The 17,085-nt window shown below is 70.2% G+C and carries 14 protein-coding genes; 13 read left to right on the top strand and 1 reads right to left on the bottom strand.

Going from position 1 to position 17,085, the window contains the following annotated elements:
* Window positions 1-47: 47 nt before the first annotated feature.
* The 3 genes from EDD31_RS03340 to EDD31_RS03330 all read left to right on the top strand — a co-directional run bounded on the left by EDD31_RS03340 (window position 48) and on the right by EDD31_RS03330 (window position 3,976).
* The gene (locus EDD31_RS03340; RefSeq protein ID WP_123305077.1) at window positions 48-977 is read left to right on the top strand and encodes an o-succinylbenzoate synthase; all 930 of its coding nucleotides are present in this window, start codon (window positions 48-50) and stop codon (window positions 975-977) included.
* Entirely contained in the window at window positions 974-2,647 is a 1,674-nt protein-coding gene (menD, locus tag EDD31_RS03335) for a 2-succinyl-5-enolpyruvyl-6-hydroxy-3-cyclohexene-1-carboxylic-acid synthase (RefSeq protein WP_211336041.1), read from the top strand. The genes EDD31_RS03340 and menD overlap by 4 nt, the downstream gene beginning before the upstream one ends.
* 102 nt (window positions 2,648-2,749) lie before the next feature.
* Window positions 2,750-3,976, top strand: a complete 1,227-nt coding sequence (locus EDD31_RS03330) for an MFS transporter (RefSeq protein ID WP_245990831.1) — start codon at window positions 2,750-2,752, stop codon at window positions 3,974-3,976.
* Here the strand turns inward: EDD31_RS03330 and EDD31_RS03325 are convergent.
* Window positions 3,973-5,325 carry an isochorismate synthase gene (locus EDD31_RS03325; protein WP_123302901.1) on the bottom strand — a complete coding sequence of 451 codons (1,353 nt, stop codon included), beginning with the start codon at window positions 5,323-5,325 and terminating at the stop codon, window positions 3,973-3,975. The genes EDD31_RS03330 and EDD31_RS03325 overlap by 4 nt on opposite strands.
* Before the next feature lie 18 nt (window positions 5,326-5,343).
* Here EDD31_RS03325 and EDD31_RS03320 point away from each other — a divergent pair, with 18 nt between their 5' ends.
* The 10 genes from EDD31_RS03320 (at window position 5,344) to nuoH (ending at window position 17,058) form a co-directional block, all read left to right on the top strand.
* Complete coding sequence (locus EDD31_RS03320; protein WP_123302900.1) at window positions 5,344-6,045, top strand: demethylmenaquinone methyltransferase; 702 nt, start codon at window positions 5,344-5,346, stop codon at window positions 6,043-6,045.
* Between the two features lie 247 nt (window positions 6,046-6,292).
* Complete coding sequence (locus EDD31_RS03315; protein ID WP_123305073.1) at window positions 6,293-7,600, top strand: geranylgeranyl reductase family protein; 1,308 nt, start codon at window positions 6,293-6,295, stop codon at window positions 7,598-7,600.
* Window positions 7,601-7,614: 14 nt separating this feature from the next.
* Complete coding sequence (locus EDD31_RS03310; protein ID WP_123302899.1) at window positions 7,615-7,977, top strand: NADH-quinone oxidoreductase subunit A; 363 nt, start codon at window positions 7,615-7,617, stop codon at window positions 7,975-7,977.
* Between the two features lie 9 nt (window positions 7,978-7,986).
* On the top strand, window positions 7,987-8,541 hold the full coding sequence (locus EDD31_RS03305; protein ID WP_123302898.1) for an NADH-quinone oxidoreductase subunit B: 555 nt from the start codon (window positions 7,987-7,989) through the stop codon (window positions 8,539-8,541).
* Window positions 8,538-9,371 carry an NADH-quinone oxidoreductase subunit C gene (locus EDD31_RS03300; protein ID WP_211336040.1) on the top strand — a complete coding sequence of 278 codons (834 nt, stop codon included), beginning with the start codon at window positions 8,538-8,540 and terminating at the stop codon, window positions 9,369-9,371. The genes EDD31_RS03305 and EDD31_RS03300 overlap by 4 nt, the downstream gene beginning before the upstream one ends.
* Entirely contained in the window at window positions 9,368-10,750 is a 1,383-nt protein-coding gene (locus EDD31_RS03295; RefSeq protein ID WP_123302897.1) for an NADH-quinone oxidoreductase subunit D, read from the top strand. Before EDD31_RS03300 ends, EDD31_RS03295 begins: the two co-directional genes overlap by 4 nt.
* Complete coding sequence (gene nuoE, locus EDD31_RS03290) at window positions 10,750-11,679, top strand: NADH-quinone oxidoreductase subunit NuoE (RefSeq protein ID WP_123302896.1); 930 nt, start codon at window positions 10,750-10,752, stop codon at window positions 11,677-11,679. Before EDD31_RS03295 ends, nuoE begins: the two co-directional genes overlap by 1 nt.
* Window positions 11,676-13,007: an NADH-quinone oxidoreductase subunit NuoF gene (gene nuoF / locus EDD31_RS03285; protein ID WP_245990829.1), complete on the top strand. Its 1,332-nt coding sequence runs from the start codon at window positions 11,676-11,678 to the stop codon at window positions 13,005-13,007. The genes nuoE and nuoF overlap by 4 nt, the downstream gene beginning before the upstream one ends.
* Entirely contained in the window at window positions 13,004-15,640 is a 2,637-nt protein-coding gene (locus EDD31_RS03280) for an NADH-quinone oxidoreductase subunit G (RefSeq protein ID WP_123302895.1), read from the top strand. The genes nuoF and EDD31_RS03280 overlap by 4 nt, the downstream gene beginning before the upstream one ends.
* Complete coding sequence (gene nuoH, locus EDD31_RS03275) at window positions 15,637-17,058, top strand: NADH-quinone oxidoreductase subunit NuoH (RefSeq protein ID WP_123302894.1); 1,422 nt, start codon at window positions 15,637-15,639, stop codon at window positions 17,056-17,058. The genes EDD31_RS03280 and nuoH overlap by 4 nt, the downstream gene beginning before the upstream one ends.
* Window positions 17,059-17,085 lie beyond the last annotated feature (27 nt).

The following is a 17,085-nucleotide window of genomic DNA, read 5'->3' as shown; positions in this document are numbered from 1 at the left end:
CTGGGCGGGTGCCTCTGCCCTCGGTCCGCGCCACCTATGCCATCGGGATGCGCACCCGCTTCCGGCGCATCACGGTCCGCGAGGGCATGTTGCTGCGTGGAGCAGCTGGCTGGGGAGAGTTCTCTCCCTTCACTGACTATGCGGCGGATGAGTCGGCGTCCTGGTTGCGCGCAGCGCTCGAAGCGGCCGAGCTCGGCTGGCCGGCGCCCCGGCGCGACCGGATTCCGGTCAATGTGACCGTTCCTGCGGTCGGCCCCGCGCGCGCACACGAGGTCGTCACCACCTCCGGAGGCTGCACCACGGCCAAGGTCAAGGTGGCCGAACCCGGTCAGTCGCTCGGTGAGGAGCAGGCGCGCCTGGAGGCCGTCCGCGACGCCCTGGGGCCAGGTGGCAAGATCCGCATCGACGCCAACGCGGCCTGGGACCGTGAGACCGCCCTGTCCCGCATCCCCATGTTGGATCGGGCCGCAGGAGGACTGGAGTACGCCGAGCAGCCCTGCGCGCAGGTGAGCGATCTCGCCGCGCTGCGCCGCCGCCTCGACGTGCCCATCGCTGCCGACGAGTCGATTCGCCGCGCGGCCGATCCCCTGGCGGTGAAGCGAGCCGAGGCCGCGGACGTGGTGGTGCTGAAGGTGCAGCCGCTCGGCGGCGTGCGGGCCTGCCTCGAGCTCGCCGAGCAGGTGGGGCTGCCCGTGGTGGTCTCCTCCGCCTTGGAGACCTCGGTGGGGATCGCCGCTGGTCTGGCCCTGGCCGCCGCGCTGCCGGAGTTGCCCTACGCCTGCGGTCTGGCCACCGTGCATCTGCTGAACCAGGACGTAGTGGCTGAGCCGCTGCTCCCGGTCCAGGGCGCGATCGCCGTGGGCCGGCCCCAGCCTGAGGCCACTCTGCTGGCTGAGGTGGCCGCCCCCGCTGACCTCGCGCACTCCTGGCAGCAACGGCTCGATGCCGTGGCGGCCGAGTTGGAGCGCACTTCATGACCACTACTGACTCGGTGGAGCCCTCCGCCGCGACGGCCCGCCTGCTGGTGACCACGCTGGTCGCGCAGGGCGTGCGCGACGTCGTGCTCGCGCCGGGCTCGCGCAGCGCCCCGTTCGCCTATGCCGCCCACGAGGCCGAACAGGCAGGCTGGTGGCGCCTGCACGTGCGTCTCGACGAGCGCGGTGCGGGCTTCTTCGCTCTAGGGCTGGCCCGCGCCACGGGGCAGCCCGTGCCCGTGATCACCACCTCGGGGACGGCGGTGGCCAATCTGCATCCGGCGGTGCTGGAGGCCGCCCACGCGGGCGTCCCCCTCGTGGTGGTCTCCGCGGATCGTCCGCACGAGTGGCGCGGCACCGGTGCGAACCAGACCACTGACCAGGTGCGCCTCTTCTCCAGCGCCGTGCGCTTCGACGCCGATATCCCGGCCGGGGTGCCCGCGGGCCGCGGACTGGCGCAGATCGTGACCCGGGCTCTGGCAGCGGCGCGTGGCGTGCGGAGCGCGCACCCCGGGCCGGTGCAGCTCAATGTGTCCTTCGCCGATCCGCTCACGCCGGCACATGCCTGGCAGCCCGGCCCCCGTCCGGAGGTGCATGAGGTGGTGAGCCCCCTGAGCTCGCCGTCGGCGGCACCGATCTCACCGGGGCCACGCACGGTGGTCGTCGCGGGGGACGGCGCGGGCCCGGCCGCGCGTTCCCTGGCCGAGCAGGGCCGGTGGCCCGTGCTCGCGGAACCCACCTCGGGAGCCCGGGCGGGGGAGTGCGCCATCGGCCCCTACCGTCTGCTCCTCGATGTCCCGGAGCTGGCCGCGCGGGTCCAGCGGGTGATCGTGACCGGTCGTCCCACGCTCTCGCGCCCGGTCTCCGCGCTGCTGGCACGCACCGACGTCGAGGTGGTGGTCGTCTCGCCCGGTGGGCTCTGGCCCGACGTCGCCGGATCGGCCGAGCGGGTCCTGCCGGCCGTGCGGGCCGCGGGGCTGCCGTCCGCTGCGGACGAGGAGTGGCTCGCCCTCTGGAAGCGTGCCGGGACCGCGGTGGAGGCTGCCCTGGACGAGCATGTGAGCGGACGGCCGCTGGAGGGACTCGGTGTGGCGCGCGAGATCTGGCGCGCCGGCGGTGCTGAGGCGCTGATGATCGGTTCCTCCAACCCGATCCGCGACCTCGACCTCGCGGCGACCCCCGGCGAGAGTGCGCCCGCCCGCGTGCTCGCCAACCGCGGCCTGGCCGGCATCGACGGCACGATTGCCACAGCCACGGGCCTCGCCCAGGGATTCGCCTCACCCGTGCGCGCCTACCTCGGTGATCTCACCTTCCTGCACGACGCCAGCTCCCTGATGCGCGGGCGCCTGGAGGCGGAGAGCGACCTCCAGGTGGTGGTCCTCGACGATTCCGGTGGCGGCATCTTCGCCACACTCGAACACGGGGAAGCGGGCCGCGCCGCCCACTTCGCTCGCCTCTTCGGCACCCCGCAGGACGTCGACATGGCGGCGCTGGCCGGAGCGTACGGCGTGAGGTACACCCGGGTGGCCAACTCCGGGGAGTTGCGTGCGGCGTTGGCGGCGCCTCTGCGTGGCCGCTCGCTCGTGCACATCCCGGTGGACGGCTCCGCCCTCCGCGAGAGCCGCCGCGAGCTGGAGGCAGCCTCACGCGCGGCAGTGCGCGCCTCGCTGTAACGGCGCTCATGCTCCAGCAAGACCGTCACCGCCTCCGCCACTGTGGCGGAGGTAATGGGCCTCGTGGCGTGCCCCGACGGCGCCGTCGGCCATGATGGATCGGTGACCGCTCCCCCCTCCGCCCCGGCGCCGGCGCCGACCCGCAGCGATGTGCTCGCCCGCTGGTCGGTGGCGGCCTTCTTCCTCACCAACGGTGCGATGATCGGCAACCTGCTGCCGCGCCTGCCCGAGATCAAGACTGACCTCGGGCTCACGGTCGGCACGTACGGCCTCGTGATTGCCGCCATGCCCTTGGGGGCTGTGACCCTCGGTGCGCTCTCCGCCGCAGCGGTGCGGCGGTTCGGCTCAGCTCAGGTTGCCGCGGCTGGGGCGATCGCCACCGCAGTGGCGATCGTCGGCGCCGGGCTGGCCCCGTCGGTGGCGCTCTTCGCCCTGACGATCTTCGTGGCCGGCGCTCTGGATGCCTTCACTGACGTGGGGCAGAACGCCCACGGCCTGCGCGTCCAGCATCGCTACCAGCGGTCGATCCTCAACACCTTCCACGCCCTGTGGTCCGTGGGCGCGGTGCTCGGCGGGCTCATGGCCACCGCAGCCATCGCCCTCGACGTCTCCCGCGGGCTGCACCTGGCGATCGCCGGTGCCCTGTTCTCCGCGCTCGCACTGCTGGCGCTGCGTCATCGCCTCCCCGGCTCCGATGGCGATGAACACGACCAGCGCGAGGATCGCGATGAGCCCTCATCCGGGCCCGCTCCCCGCCTCACCATCCGCACCGTCGCCATCCTGACGGCGCTGGTGGTCATCGCCATCGCTGCGATCCTCGTCGAGGACGTCGGCGGCGCCTGGGCCACGCTCTACCTCGCCTCGGACCTGCAGGCCGCGGCGGCCGTGGCGCCCCTGGGCTACGTCGGCCTCGCCGGGGGCATGGTGATCGGCCGCTTCGCCGGCGACGCACTGGTGGACCGCTTCGGCCAGCGCGCCGTCGCCCGTTGCGGCGGTGCCGTCACCGCCCTCGGTATGGGCCTGGCCCTGGCTTTCCCCACCATCGGCGGCACGGTGGCCGGCTTCGCTCTCGCCGGACTGGGGGTGGCCACGATCATTCCGGCAGCCATGGAGGCCGGCGACAAGGTGCCCGGGCTGAAGGTCGGCACGGGCCTGACAGTCGTGTCCTGGCTGATGCGCCTGGGATTCCTGGCCGGCCCACCGCTCGTGGGCGCCATCGCTGAGGCGACCGAACTGCGGGTGGGGCTGCTCATCGTGCCGCTCGGCGGCCTGGCTGCCGTGGCTCTGGCCGGCGTGCTGCCGGCGGGGAAGAAGCCGGCCGATCCTTAACCCTGGCCGAGCGCCCAGCGCATCGGCTCCAGCTTGGCCTCGGACTCGGCCAGCTCGGCCGTGGGCTCGGAATCGGCGACGATCCCGCAGCCGGCGAAGAGCCGGATGAGATGCGGATCGGAGGTGAGCATTCCCGAGCGCAGCGCGATGCCCCACTCGCCGTCGCCGTCCGCGCCGATCCATCCCACCGGGCCCGCATAGCGGCCCCGGTCCATCTGCTCGACCTCGGCCAGGATCTCGGTGCTCCGGCCGGTCGGCGTGCCACCGACTGCAGCGGTGGGGTGGAGTGCGCTCGCCAGAGCCAACGCCGAGGGGGCGGGCACATCGGTCCGCAGCGAGGCGACGACGTCGGTCGCCAGGTGCAACACGTTGGGCAGTTCGAGCACGCGCGGCTCGGGCGGTAGCTCCACGGACTCGCAGTGGGGCCGCAGGCCCTCCAGCAGGGAGTCCACGGCGAGTGCGTGCTCCCCGAGATCCTTCTCCGAGGCGCGCAGTTCCGCCCCGAGGTGGGCGTCCTGCCGGGCGACGGCACTGCGCTGGATGGTCCCGGCCAGCACCCGCGAGGTGGCCGTGAGCCCGGTGCGGCGCACCAGGAGCTCTGGTGTGGCACCCAGGAGGCCATCGACCGCGAAGGTCCAGCACCATCGATAGCCCTGCGCCAGCCGGGCGAGCAGGTGGCGGGCATCGATCTCGTCAGCGGCGCGCGCGAGCACATCCCGGGCGAGCACCACCTTCTCGGCCTCGCCGCCGCGGATGCGTGTGACCACCTCGGCCACGGCGTCTTGCCACGCTTGCGGCGTGAGGGCACCGGGGGAGTAAGAGATCTGGCCCGGTGTTGCAGGTGCCGCGGGTGCCGGGATCCCCGGAACTATGACGGGACGGTCGTGCTCAACGACGGTGGCTGCATAGTTTGTGCCAGCGAAGTCAGCGCCCGGCGAGTTTTTGCCGGGGGAGCCGGCGCCGATGTGCGTCACCCACGCGCGGCCGTCACGGCGTCCGACCACCACCTCGGGCACGATCAGCGCGCCGCCGGAAGCCGAGTACGGCGCGAAGGAGAAGGAGCCGAAGGCCACCGCGCCGGTTCCCGGGAGCTGGACCTCGTCGTCGATCTCCATGCGCGCCACGGTCCGGCGCCAGGCCTCGTCGGCCTCGGTCATCCGGCCAGGCCCGGAGGTCTCGATACGCAGGGCCTCGCCCCAGCCCACGATGCCCTCACCCCGGCGCACCCAGGACATGACCGCGCCGGCGCCGGGGAGCAGGGAAAGGAGGTCGCCCGGGTCCGTGACCTCGCGGGTGCGGGCCAGCAGAGGCGGGGCGGGCGCCCCGGTGGCGAACTCAGGCGTGCTCATCGCCGGTAACTTACCTGTATGAGCACCTCGAGCACTCGGGCTGACCTGGCCAAGGACCCCCGCCAGGTGGCGGGCATGTTCGACGGCGTGGCGCAGCGCTACGACCTGACGAACACAGTGATTTCCTTGGGTCAGGACCGGATCTGGCGCGCTGCCACCCGCGCTGCCACCGGCGCGCGGCGCGGCCAGCGTGTGCTCGATCTCGCAGCCGGAACCGGGGTCTCCTCCGAGGATTACGCCAATCGCGGCATCGACGTCGTGCCTTGCGACTTCTCCACCGGCATGCTCGGGGTCGGCAAGGCCCGGCGACCCGACCTGCCCTACGTGGCCGGCGATGCCATGGCCCTGCCTTTCGCCGACGACAGCTTCGACGTCGTGACCATTTCCTTCGGGCTGCGCAACGTTGCGGACACCGCGCTGGCCCTGCGCGAGATGCGCCGCGTGACGCGGGCGGGTGGGCGCCTGGTGATCTGTGAGTTCTCCCGCCCCACCTTCGCTCCCTTCCGCGTGGCCTACGAGACCTACCTGGGCAAGGTCTTGCCGCAGATGGCCTCGATGGTGTCCTCGAACACTCCGGCCTACGGCTACCTCGCCGAATCCATCACCGCCTGGCCCGCCCAGGAGGAGCTCGGAGCGATCATGTTGGAGGCCGGGTGGAGTGATGTTGCCTACCGAAACCTCTCCGGCGGCATCGTCGCGCTCCATCGCGCTCGAAAATAACCGGCTGACGTCGGCCGAAACCGCGGGATACCGCCGGTTCTGCGCCACTGCCTCCGCAGACACTGTTTACGTGACAACCTGCTTGCGGAATCCTCTGAGGGTGACCTTGGAGGTTGCTCTCGCATGCCGACCGTAGACTGACGCAGGGCCACATGGGCCAACATTCGTATGTCCAGGAGCGATATCGGTGGGTAGTGCGCGAGCCGCGAAGGCCGGAAGCCCGGCTACGCCTTCGGCTACCCCACCCCTGGGATGGCCCGCCCACCTCACGCCCGCCGACGAAGCCGACGTCATCGTCGTCGGTGCCGGTCCGGGCGGTGCGGCTGCCGCCCACTACCTGGCCTCCACCGGCCTGGACGTGCTGCTCCTGGACAAGGCACGCTTCCCGCGGGACAAGATCTGTGGTGACGGCCTGACCCCGCGCGCCGTGGCCGAGCTGATCCGCATGGGTGTCTCCACCAGCGAGGAGGACGGGTGGATCCGTAACTGGGGCCTGCGTACCCACGGCGCTGGTCACACGATCGAGCTGCCCTGGCCCGAGCTCGCCGAGATGCCCTCCTACGGCCTTGCCCGTGCCCGCACCTCCCTCGACGAGACCCTGGTCCGTCACGCCGAGCGAACGGGGGCGCGTCTGCTCGAGGGGATGGCGGTCACCGGCGCCGTCGCGCACGAGCGCTCCGGCCGCGTGCTGGGCGTCACGGCACGCCCGGTGGACGAACGCGGCCGCCGCAGCGGTGAGGATCAGACTTTCCGGGCCCCCATCGTGATCGACGCCGGCGGGGTCTCCGCCCGGCTGGCCACCTCGGTGGGGATCGAGAAGAACGAGAACCGGCCCATGGGCGTGGCCGTGCGCACCTACTTTCGCTCCCCGCGCCATGACGATCCGATGATGGAGTCCCACCTCGAGTTGTGGGACGGCGAGCCCGGCAAGTCCAACCTCATCCCCGGGTACGGCTGGATCTTCGCCCTGGGTGACGGCACCGTGAATGTGGGCCTCGGCTCGCTCTCCTCCACCGCCAAGCCGACCGGCCTGGATTACAAGGCCATGTTCCGCACCTGGATGAAGCACACACCGCCCGAGTGGGGTTTCACCGAGGAGAACCAGCTCGCCGAGCTGCGCAGCGCGGCCCTGCCGATGGCCTTCAACCGCCAGCCGCACTACCGCCAGGGCCTGCTGCTGGTGGGGGACTCCGGCGGTATGGTCTCGCCCTTCAACGGCGAGGGCATCGCCTACGCCATGCAGTCCGGTCGCATCGCCGCCGATGTCGTCAGTCAGGCGCTGGCTCGCTCCAGCGCGTACGAGCGCGAGAAGGCGCTGCGCACCTACCCGAAGCTCCTCTCGGAGGAGCTGGGTGGCTACTTCAGCCTCGGCCGTGCCTTTGCCCGGATCATCGAACACCCCGAGGTGATGCGCGTGTGCGTCAAGCACGGTCTGCCGCGCCCCACCCTCATGCGTTTCACCATGAAGCTGCTCTCCGACGGGTTCGACCGCCGAGACGGTGATTGGATGGACCGCACCATTACTGCACTGACCAAGCTGGCCCCGGCTGCGTGAGGTAAGGAGGAAAGATGACGAACCCCTACGTTCCCCTGCTCATCATGGCCGCGGTGGCTGCCGTGATGGCGGTCGGTGGTCTGGCCGCGAGCGCCTTCATCGGCCCCAAGCGCTACAACCGCGTGAAGGTGGCCAACTATGAGTGCGGGATCGACCCCACGCCCACCGCCGGATCCGCCGGGCGATTCCCGGTGAAGTACTACCTGATCGCGATGACCTTCATCATCTTCGACATCGAGGTGGTCTTCCTCTACCCGTGGGCCGTCGCATTCTCTGAGCTGGCAGTCTTCGGACTGGTCGCCATGCTCACCTTCATCGCCCTGATCACCGTGCCGTACGTCTATGAGTGGCGTCGCGGCGGACTCGAGTGGGACTAAGGAGACGCCATGGGTCTCGAAGAAAAGGTGCCGGCCGGCTTCGCGCTGGGCACCGTAGAAAAGATCGTCGGGCTCGCCCGCAAGGGCTCGGTCTGGCCAGTGACCATGGGCCTGGCGTGCTGCGCCATCGAGATGATGGCCGCGGGCACCCCCCGTTTCGACATCTCACGCTTCGGCATGGAGGTCTTCCGGGCCTCCCCGCGGCACGCCGACCTCATGATCGTGTCGGGGCGGGTGAGCCACAAGATGGCTCCGGTCGTGCGCAACATCTACGACCAGATGCCCGAGCCCAAGTGGGTCATCTCCATGGGTGTCTGCGCCTCCTCGGGCGGAATGTTCAACAACTACGCGATCGTGCAGGGCGTGGACCATGTGGTGCCCGTGGACATCTACCTGCCCGGCTGCCCGCCGCGGCCTGAGATGCTGATCAACGCGATCATCGCGATCCACGAGCAGATCAAGGCCACCCCGCTGGGCGTCAACCGCGAAGAGGTCGCCCGCAAGGCCGAAGAGGCCGCGCTGGCCGCGACCCCGACGCACAAGATGAAGGGGTTGCTCGCGTGACGGACGAGAAGAACCCCAAGGACGTCGGCGCCACCGAGGAGAAGCAGGACGCCGCCCGGGCCGTCAAGCCCGGTGAGGGTGAGCACGCCGCCACGGGGCAGTCCGTGACCGGCGCTGCGCTCGAGGCCGGTGGCCAGCACTCCGCAATCTCCCCGGGGGAGCGCCGCCGTCTGGAGGTCGTGGACTCCCGCAAGGGCCTCTTCGGCGCTCAGGGCTCTGGAGACACCTCCGGCTTCGGGGGTCTCGTCACCGAGATCGCGCTGCCGCCGGCCGCCCAGCGCCCGTACGGGAGCTGGTTCGACGAGGTGGTGGACATCCTCATCGAACTCCTCACCGAGCAGGGCATCGACCCGGAACAAGCCCTGGAGAAGGTGGTCGTCGACCGCGGCGAACTCACGATCTTCGTCGATCGCGAGCGGCTGCCCTTCGTGGCCCGCTCCCTGCGTGACGACCAGGACCTCCGCTTCGAGTTGTGCCTCGGAGTCTCCGGCGTGCACTACCCCGGTGACCAGGGGCGCGAACTGCACGCCGTCTATCAGCTGATGTCGGTCACGCACAATCGCAACCTCCGCCTCGAGGTCACCTGCCCCGACGCCGATCCCCACATCCCGACCGTGGTGGACACCTACCCCGGCAACGACTGGCACGAGCGCGAGACCTTCGACATGTTCGGCATCATCTTCGACGGCCACCCCGATCTGGCTCGCTCGCTCATGCCGGACGACTGGGAAGGCCACCCCCAGCGCAAGGACTACCCCCTCGGCGGCATCCCGGTGGAATACAAGGGCGCCGTCGTTCCGCCGCCGGACAACCGGAGGTCCTACCGATGACCACGCACGCACACCCATCCCACGGCCCCACGGCGGCGCAGTCCGCCGGCGCTGACGCCGAGGTGGCCGACGCGCCGGAGTTCGTGGCCGAGGGCGGCGACTGGGATCAGATCACCGCCGAGGCCGAGCGCCTCGCCGAGGAACGCATCGTGGTCAACATGGGCCCGGTGCACCCCTCCACGCACGGCGTGCTGCGCGTGATCCTCGAGCTCGACGGCGAGATCGTCCGTGAGCTGCGCCTGGGCACCGGTTACTTGCACACCGGCATCGAGAAGAACATGGAGTACCGCACCTGGACCCAGGGCGTGACCTTCTGTACTCGCATGGACTACGTGGCCCCCTTCTCCCAGGAGGCCGCGTACTGCCTGGCCGTGGAGAAGCTGCTGGGGATCACCGCCGAGGTGCCCGAGCGCGCCTCGCTAATCCGTGTGCTCCTGCTGGAACTGAACCGCATCGCCTCCCACCTGGTGGCGATCGGCACCGGCGGTAACGAGCTGGGCGCGACCACGATGATGACGGTGGCCTTCCGTGGCCGCGAGGACATCCTGCGGATCTTCGAGCGCATCACCGGCCTGCGGATGAACCACGCCTACATCCGCCCTGGCGGCGTGGCCGTGGACCTCACCCCGGGTACCACCGAGTACGTGCGCGAGCTGCTGCCGAACATCCGGCTCTCGCTCAAGGAATTGCAGGACCTCACCCAGGAGAACCCCATCTTCAAGCTGCGCCAGCAGCGCACCGGGGTGATCTCCCTCTCGGCAGCGATGGCACTGGGCCTGACCGGCCCCGCCGTGCGCGCCGCGGGCCTGCCGCTGGACCTCCGCAAGACCCAGCCCTACTCCGGTTACGAGACCTACGACTTCGACGTCCCCACCCGCCAGTACTCGGACAACTACAACCGGGTCATGGTGCGCTTCGAAGAGGCCTATGAGTCCATCAAGATCGTGCTGCAGGCACTCGAGCGTCTTGATGCCGAGGACGGGCCCGGGGGCCCCGGCACCCCGGTGATGGTGGCGGACAAGAAGATCGCCTGGCCCGCGCAGCTCTCCATCGGTACGGACGGTCAGGGAAACTCCCTGGAGCACATCCGCCAGATCATGTCGACCTCCATGGAGTCACTCATCCACCACTTCAAGCTGGTGACCGAGGGCTTCCGCGTGCCGGCCGGCCAGGTCTTCCAGCAGATCGAGCAGCCCCGCGGCATCCTCGGGGTCCACCTCGTCTCCGACGGCGGAACCCGGCCCTACCGGGCGCACTTCCGTGATCCCTCGTACTCCAACCTGCAGTCGACGGCCATCATGTGCGAGGGCGGTCAGCTCGCCGACGTCGTCGTCTCCCTGGCTTCGATCGACCCCGTGCTCGGAGGTGTGGACCGCTGATGTCCGAGAACCAGACGCCGACCACCACCGGGCAGTTCTACCCGGCCGAGGTGGAGACCCGCCTGCGCGACGAGGCCGCGCAGATCGTGTCGCGCTACCCGCAGTCCCGCTCGGCGCTGCTGCCCCTGCTGCACCTGGTGCAGTCCGAGGATGGCTACGTGGCTCCACGGGGCATCGGCCTATGCGCCGACATCCTGGGCCTCACCCGCGCCGAGGTCTCGGCCGTGGCCACCTTCTACTCGCAGTACAAGCGCCACCCCAACGGCGAGTACACCGTGGGGGTGTGCACCAATGCCCTCTGCGCCGTCATGGGCGGGGACATGATCTGGGACAAGGTCTCCGAGCACCTGGGCATCGGGCACGACGAGACCACCGCAGACGGCAAGATCTCCCTCGAGCAGCTCGAGTGCAACGCCGCCTGTGACTATGCGCCGGTGGTCATGGTGAACTGGGAGTTCTTCGACAACCAGACGCCGACCTCGGCGATCGACCTGGTCGACGCCATCGCCGCCGGTCAGCCCGTCACACCCACGCGTGGCGCGGAGACCGTGGCGACCTTCAAGGAGATCTCGCACGTGCTCGCCGGCTTCGAGGACGGGCGCGCCGACGAGGGTCCCGCCGCCGGGGAGGCCACCCTGCTGGGTCTGCGCATCGCCCGCGAGAAGGGCTGGACCGCCCCGCAGCTCGTGGACGACACCGACGTCCAGCCCGAGGCGCACGAGGATGTCACCGAGCCCAGCGTGGACGTAGCCGCCGCCGAGGAGAAGGCCGAGGAAGCCATGGAGGAACGGAGCTCCGCGGAGCGGCGCACCGAGCCCCCGGAGTCCGCGGTGCGCCCGGGTGAGCCGAAGAAGAGCACGGAGATGAAGGACGATCCCGAGCCGGGCACCGGCCGGGATGCCGGCACCGCGACGGAGGACGACCAGTGAGCTACACCGTGGACACGCTCGCCCCGGTCCTGTCGGACCTCTGGGACGCCGAGCGCGCCTGGACCCTGGAGACCTACCGCTCCCGGGGCGGCTACGAAGGCCTCGCGAGCGCCCTGACCATGGCGCCGGGTGACATCGTCGAGGCGGTCAAGGCCTCCGGACTGCGCGGCCGTGGCGGCGCCGGCTTCCCCGCCGGCCTGAAGTGGTCCTTCCTGCCCCCGCCCGACGGCGGCCCCCGCTACCTCGTGGTCAACGCCGACGAGTCCGAGCCGGGCACCTGCAAGGACATCCCGGTCATGATGGGCAATCCCCACTCCCTCATCGAGGGCGTGGCGATCACCTCCTACGCGATCGGCTGCACCCACGCCTTCATCTATCTGCGCGGCGAGGTCGTGCACGTCTACCGGCGCCTCATGCAGGCCGTGCGGGAAGCGCGCGAGGCCGGCTTGATCGGCCAGGGTGTCGGGCCGAACGGCGACTTCGATCTGGAGATCACCGTGCACGCCGGAGCCGGCGCCTACATCTGCGGTGAGGAGACGGCGCTGCTGGACTCCCTGGAGGGCCTGCGGGGCCAGCCCCGGCTCAAGCCGCCCTTTCCGGCCGTCGCCGGCCTCTACGCCCGCCCCACCGTGGTCAACAACGTGGAATCCATCGCCTCGGTGCCGGGCATCCTGCGCCACGGCGTGGATTGGTTCACCGCGATGGGCACCGAGAAGTCCACCGGCCACGGCCTCTTCTCGGTCTCGGGCCACGTGAAGAACCCCGGGCAGTTCGAGGCTCCGCTGGGCATCACCATGCGTGAACTCATCGAGATGGCCGGGGGCATCCGCGAGGGTCACACTCTGAAGTTCTGGACCCCCGGTGGCTCGTCCACGCCGATCCTGACCGCCGCTGAGCTCGACGTCCCGCTGGACTACGAGTCGGTGGGTGCTGCCGGATCGATGCTCGCCACTCGAGCGCTGCAGGTCTTCGACGACACCACCTCGGTGGTGCGCGTGATCTCGCGCTGGACGGACTTCTACCAGCACGAGTCCTGCGGTAAGTGCACGCCCTGCCGCGAGGGCACCTTCTGGATGAAGCAGGTCATGCACCGGCTCGAAGCCGGCCAGGGCCGCTCCTCCGACATCGACCTGCTGCTGGACGTCTCGGCCAACATCGCCGGCCGCTCCTTCTGCGCGCTGGGCGATGCCTCGGCTACACCCATCCAGTCCGGCATCAAGCACTTCCGCGAGGAGTTCGAGGCGGGCTGTCACACGCCGGCCTGGGAGCTCTTCCCCTACGAAGCCTCCGCCGTCTTCTCCGAAGCAGGCGAAAGGAGCGCAGCGTGACCGCTACAGCTGACAAGGCCAATCTCCCGCAGAAGCAGGAACTGGTCTCCCTCACCATCGACGGGATCGAGGTCGAGGTGCCCAAGGGCACCCTGGTCATCCGCGCGGCCGAGCAGATCGGCATCCAGATCCCGCGGTTCTGCGATCACCCGCTGCTCAAGCCGGCCGGTGCCTGCCGGCAGTGCCTGGTGGACGTCGCCATGCCAGACCGCGAGGGCAATGTGCGGCCCATGCCCAAGCCGCAGGCTTCGTGCACGATGGCCGTGGCCCCCGGCATGGAGGTGAACACCCAGCACACCTCCGAGACGGCCGACAAGGCCCAGCACGGGATCATGGAGTTCCTCCTGATCAACCACCCGCTGGACTGCCCGGTGTGCGACAAGGGCGGCGAGTGCCCCCTGCAGAACCAGGCCATGTCCAACGGGCGCGCCGAGTCGCGCTTCGTGGACATCAAGCGGACCTTCCCCAAGCCGATCAAGGTCTCCACCCAGATCCTGCTCGACCGCGACCGTTGCATCCTGTGCCAGCGGTGCACCCGCTTCTCCTCGGAGATCGCCGGCGACCCCTTCATCGCCCTGCAGGGCCGTGGCGGTGGCACCCCCGGCGAGGACATCCACGCTCTGCACGGCTCCCAGATCGGCGCCTTCGACTCCGGCGTCCTGCAGTTCACGGACGACGACGGCGAGCAGGTGCCCGCCGAGCGCACCGGCGCCGTGGTGGGTCCCACGGGTGAAGCCGGCCTGCAGCAGGGGCTGGCCGCGGGGCCGGTCGGGCTCTCGGAGACGGATTCCTCCGGGCGGCCCTTCGCCTCCTACTTCTCCGGGAACACCATCCAGATCTGCCCGGTGGGCGCGCTGACCTCGGCGAGCTACCGCTTCCGATCCCGTCCCTTCGACCTGGTCTCCACCCCGGCGATCGCGGAGCACGACGCCTCCGGTTCGGCCATCCGCGTGGACCACCGTCGCGGTGTCGTGGTGCGCCGCCTGGCGGGGGACGACCCGGAGGTCAACGAGGAGTGGATCACCGACAAGGACCGCTTCGCCTTCACCTGGCAGCAGGCCCCGGACCGCCTCACCCAGCCGATGGTGCGCGACGAGAACGGTGAGCTGGTTCCCACCTCCTGGGCTGATGCCTTCGACGTCGCCGCCCGTGGCCTGGAGCAGGCCCGCGCTGCCGGAGTGGGACTGCTCCCGGGCGGCCGCCTCACCCTCGAGGACGCCTACGCCTGGTCGAAGTTCGCCCGCACGGTGCTCGGCACCAACGACATCGACCACCGGGCTCGCCCGCACACCCAGGAGGAGAGCGACTTCCTCGCCGCACGCGTGGCCGGCTCCGGCCTCGGGGTGACCTACACCGACCTGGAGAACGCCGGTCAGGCGCTGCTGGTGGACTTCGAGCCCGAGGACGAGTGCGGCACGGTCTTCCTGCGCTTGCGCAAGGGCGTACTCGCCGGGGGCGTCAAGGTCGCCACCGTGGCGCCCTGGGCCACCCGCGGCACCGCGAAGCTGCGCGCCGAGCACATCCCCGCAGCCCCGGGCACCGAGCCCGAGGTGCTGGCCGCCATCTCCGAGAACGGCCCTGAGCACCTGGCGACCCTCGCCGGGCGTCTCAGTGAACCCGGCGCCGTCATCCTGGTGGGGGAGCGGGCCGCGGAGATCCCCGGCACCCTCAGCGCCGCCGTGGCCTTGGCCGATCGCACCGGAGCCCGCCTGGCCTGGATTCCCCGCCGAGCCGGCGACCGAGGCGCGATCGATGCCGGGCTGCTGCCCGGGTTGCTGCCCGGAGGGCGCCCAGTCACCGACGCCGAGGCCCGCGTCGACACCGGTGCGGTCTGGCACGCAGACTCCCTGCCCGCCGCCGTGGGGCGCGACCTCGGCGGCATCGTCGAGGCGGCCCGCACCGGCGAACTCGGCGCACTGGTCGTCGGCGGTATCGACCCGGCCGACCTGCCCGACCCGGCAACGGCACGCGCGGCGCTGTCCGCCGTGGGCTTCGTGGTCCAGCTCGAGGTGCGGCGCTCGGAGATCACCGAGCACGCCGACGTCGTGCTGCCCGTGGCGCCGCCGGTGGAGAAGGCCGGCACTTTCGTGAACTGGGAGGGACGGACACGTCCCTTCGGTCAGGTGCTCACGTCCTCCGCACTCTCCGACCGTCAGGTGCTCAACCACCTCGCCAGCGAGCTCGGTACCGATCTCGGCCTGGAGGATGTGCAGTCCGTGCACGCCGAACTGGCTGAACTCGCCGAACCCGTCGGCCAGACGGCGATCGCGGCGCCCTCGACCGAGGCCGCGCCGGTTCCCGAGCCCGGGGCGCAGGAGGCGGTGCTGGCCACCTGGAAGCTGCAGCTGGACTCCGGCCGCGGCCAGGACGGCGAACCGCACCTGGCCGGAACGGCGCACCGCCCCGTGGTGCGCCTGGGCCGAGCGACGGCCGCCGAGCTGGGAGTCTCCGACGATGACGCCGTCACGGTGACCGGGCCCGCAGGCTCGATCACCCTGCCGCTGGCCATCACCTCGATGCCCGAGAAGGTTGTCTGGCTGCCCGCCCACTCGCCCGGTTCCCGGGTGCGCGAGCAGCTCGGAGCCGGCGCGGGCGCTCTTGTCACCCTCGCACAGGCGGAGGCCACCTCATGACCCTCGGATTGCTGCCCATGGGGCTGGGTTCGCCCGCCGGGCCCTCGGCGGACTTCAGCAACGACACCTGGTGGATCTGGATCATCAAGGCCGTCGGGATCCTGGTGTTCCTGCTGCTCTCGGTGCTGGTGGCCATCTGGGCCGAGCGCAAGGTGCTGGGCAAGATGCAGACTCGCACCGGCCCGAGCGTGCACGGCCCCATCGGTCTGCTGCAGTCCTTGGCCGATGCGCTGAAGCTGATGCTGAAGGAGGACTTCACGCTGCGCGGCGCGCACAAGGTGCTTTACCTCCTTGCTCCGCTGCTGGCCGCCTTCACCGCCTTCATGGTCATGGCCGTGATCCCCTTCGGTCCCGAGGTCTCGATCTTCGGCGTGGTCACCCCGCTGCAGTTGACTGACATGCCTGTCGCGGTGCTCTACATCCTGGCCATCACGGCTCTGGGTGTGTACGGCATCGTGCTGGGCGGCTGGGCCTCGAACTCCCCGTACCCGCTGCTGGGCTCGGTGCGGTCCTCGGCTCAGATCATCTCCTACGAGCTCTCGATGGGACTGTCGCTGGTCAGCGTCTTCATCGTCTCGGGTTCACTGTCCACCTCGCAGATCGTCAGTGCCCAGTCACAGATGTGGTGGGCCTTCGCGCTGCTGCCGGCCTTCCTCATCTACATGGTCTCCATGGTCGGTGAGGTCAACCGCCTGCCCTTCGACCTCCCCGAGGCCGAGGGTGAGCTGGTGGCCGGCCACATGGTGGAGTACTCCTCCATGAAGTTCGCCTGGTTCTTCCTGGCCGAGTACATCAACATGTTCAACGTCTCGGCGATCGCCACCACGCTGTTCCTGGGTGGCTGGCGCGCTCCCTGGCCGCTGAGCCAGATCAACGACGGCATGTTCAACGAGGGCTGGTGGCCGCTGCTGTGGTTCGTGGCCAAGGTGTGGCTGTTCATGTTCTTCATGTTCTGGCTGCGCGCCACGCTGCTGCGGTTCCGCTACGACCAGTTCATGAACCTCGGCTGGAAGGTCCTGATCCCCGGTGCTCTCGCCTGGGTGGTCGCTGTGGCCATCCTGCAGGGACTCCAGCAGTTCTACGGCATCCCCCTGACCACCGTCATCGGCTGGATCGCCGGTGTCTTCCTGGTCATCATGCTGGTGTTGCTGTTCTGGCCCGAGAAGAAGGGTGCCGAGGAGGAAGACGAACGCGACGCGCTCCCGGCCACCCCAGGAACGGCTCGCCGCGGAGACGTGCTCGCGGCCGAGACTGAGTTCGACCCCTTCGCCGGCGGCTACCCGGTACCGCCGATGCCGGGCCAGAAGCTGCCGCCGTCGCCGCGTCAGCAGCGCCGGGAGCGCGAGACCCAGCTCGCTGCACTGGGTACCGGTGCCCCGACCACCCCCGAGCCACAGAAGGAGGACGACGATGGCTGACGTCCCAGAGCGCAGGCCAGAGACCGC

It is taken from the genome of Bogoriella caseilytica (genome assembly GCF_003752405.1).
Lineage (GTDB): Bacteria > Actinomycetota > Actinomycetes > Actinomycetales > Actinomycetaceae > Allobogoriella > Allobogoriella caseilytica.
The sequence above is the reverse complement of the archived record's forward strand: the minus strand, read 5'-3'. Positions and strand labels throughout refer to the sequence as shown.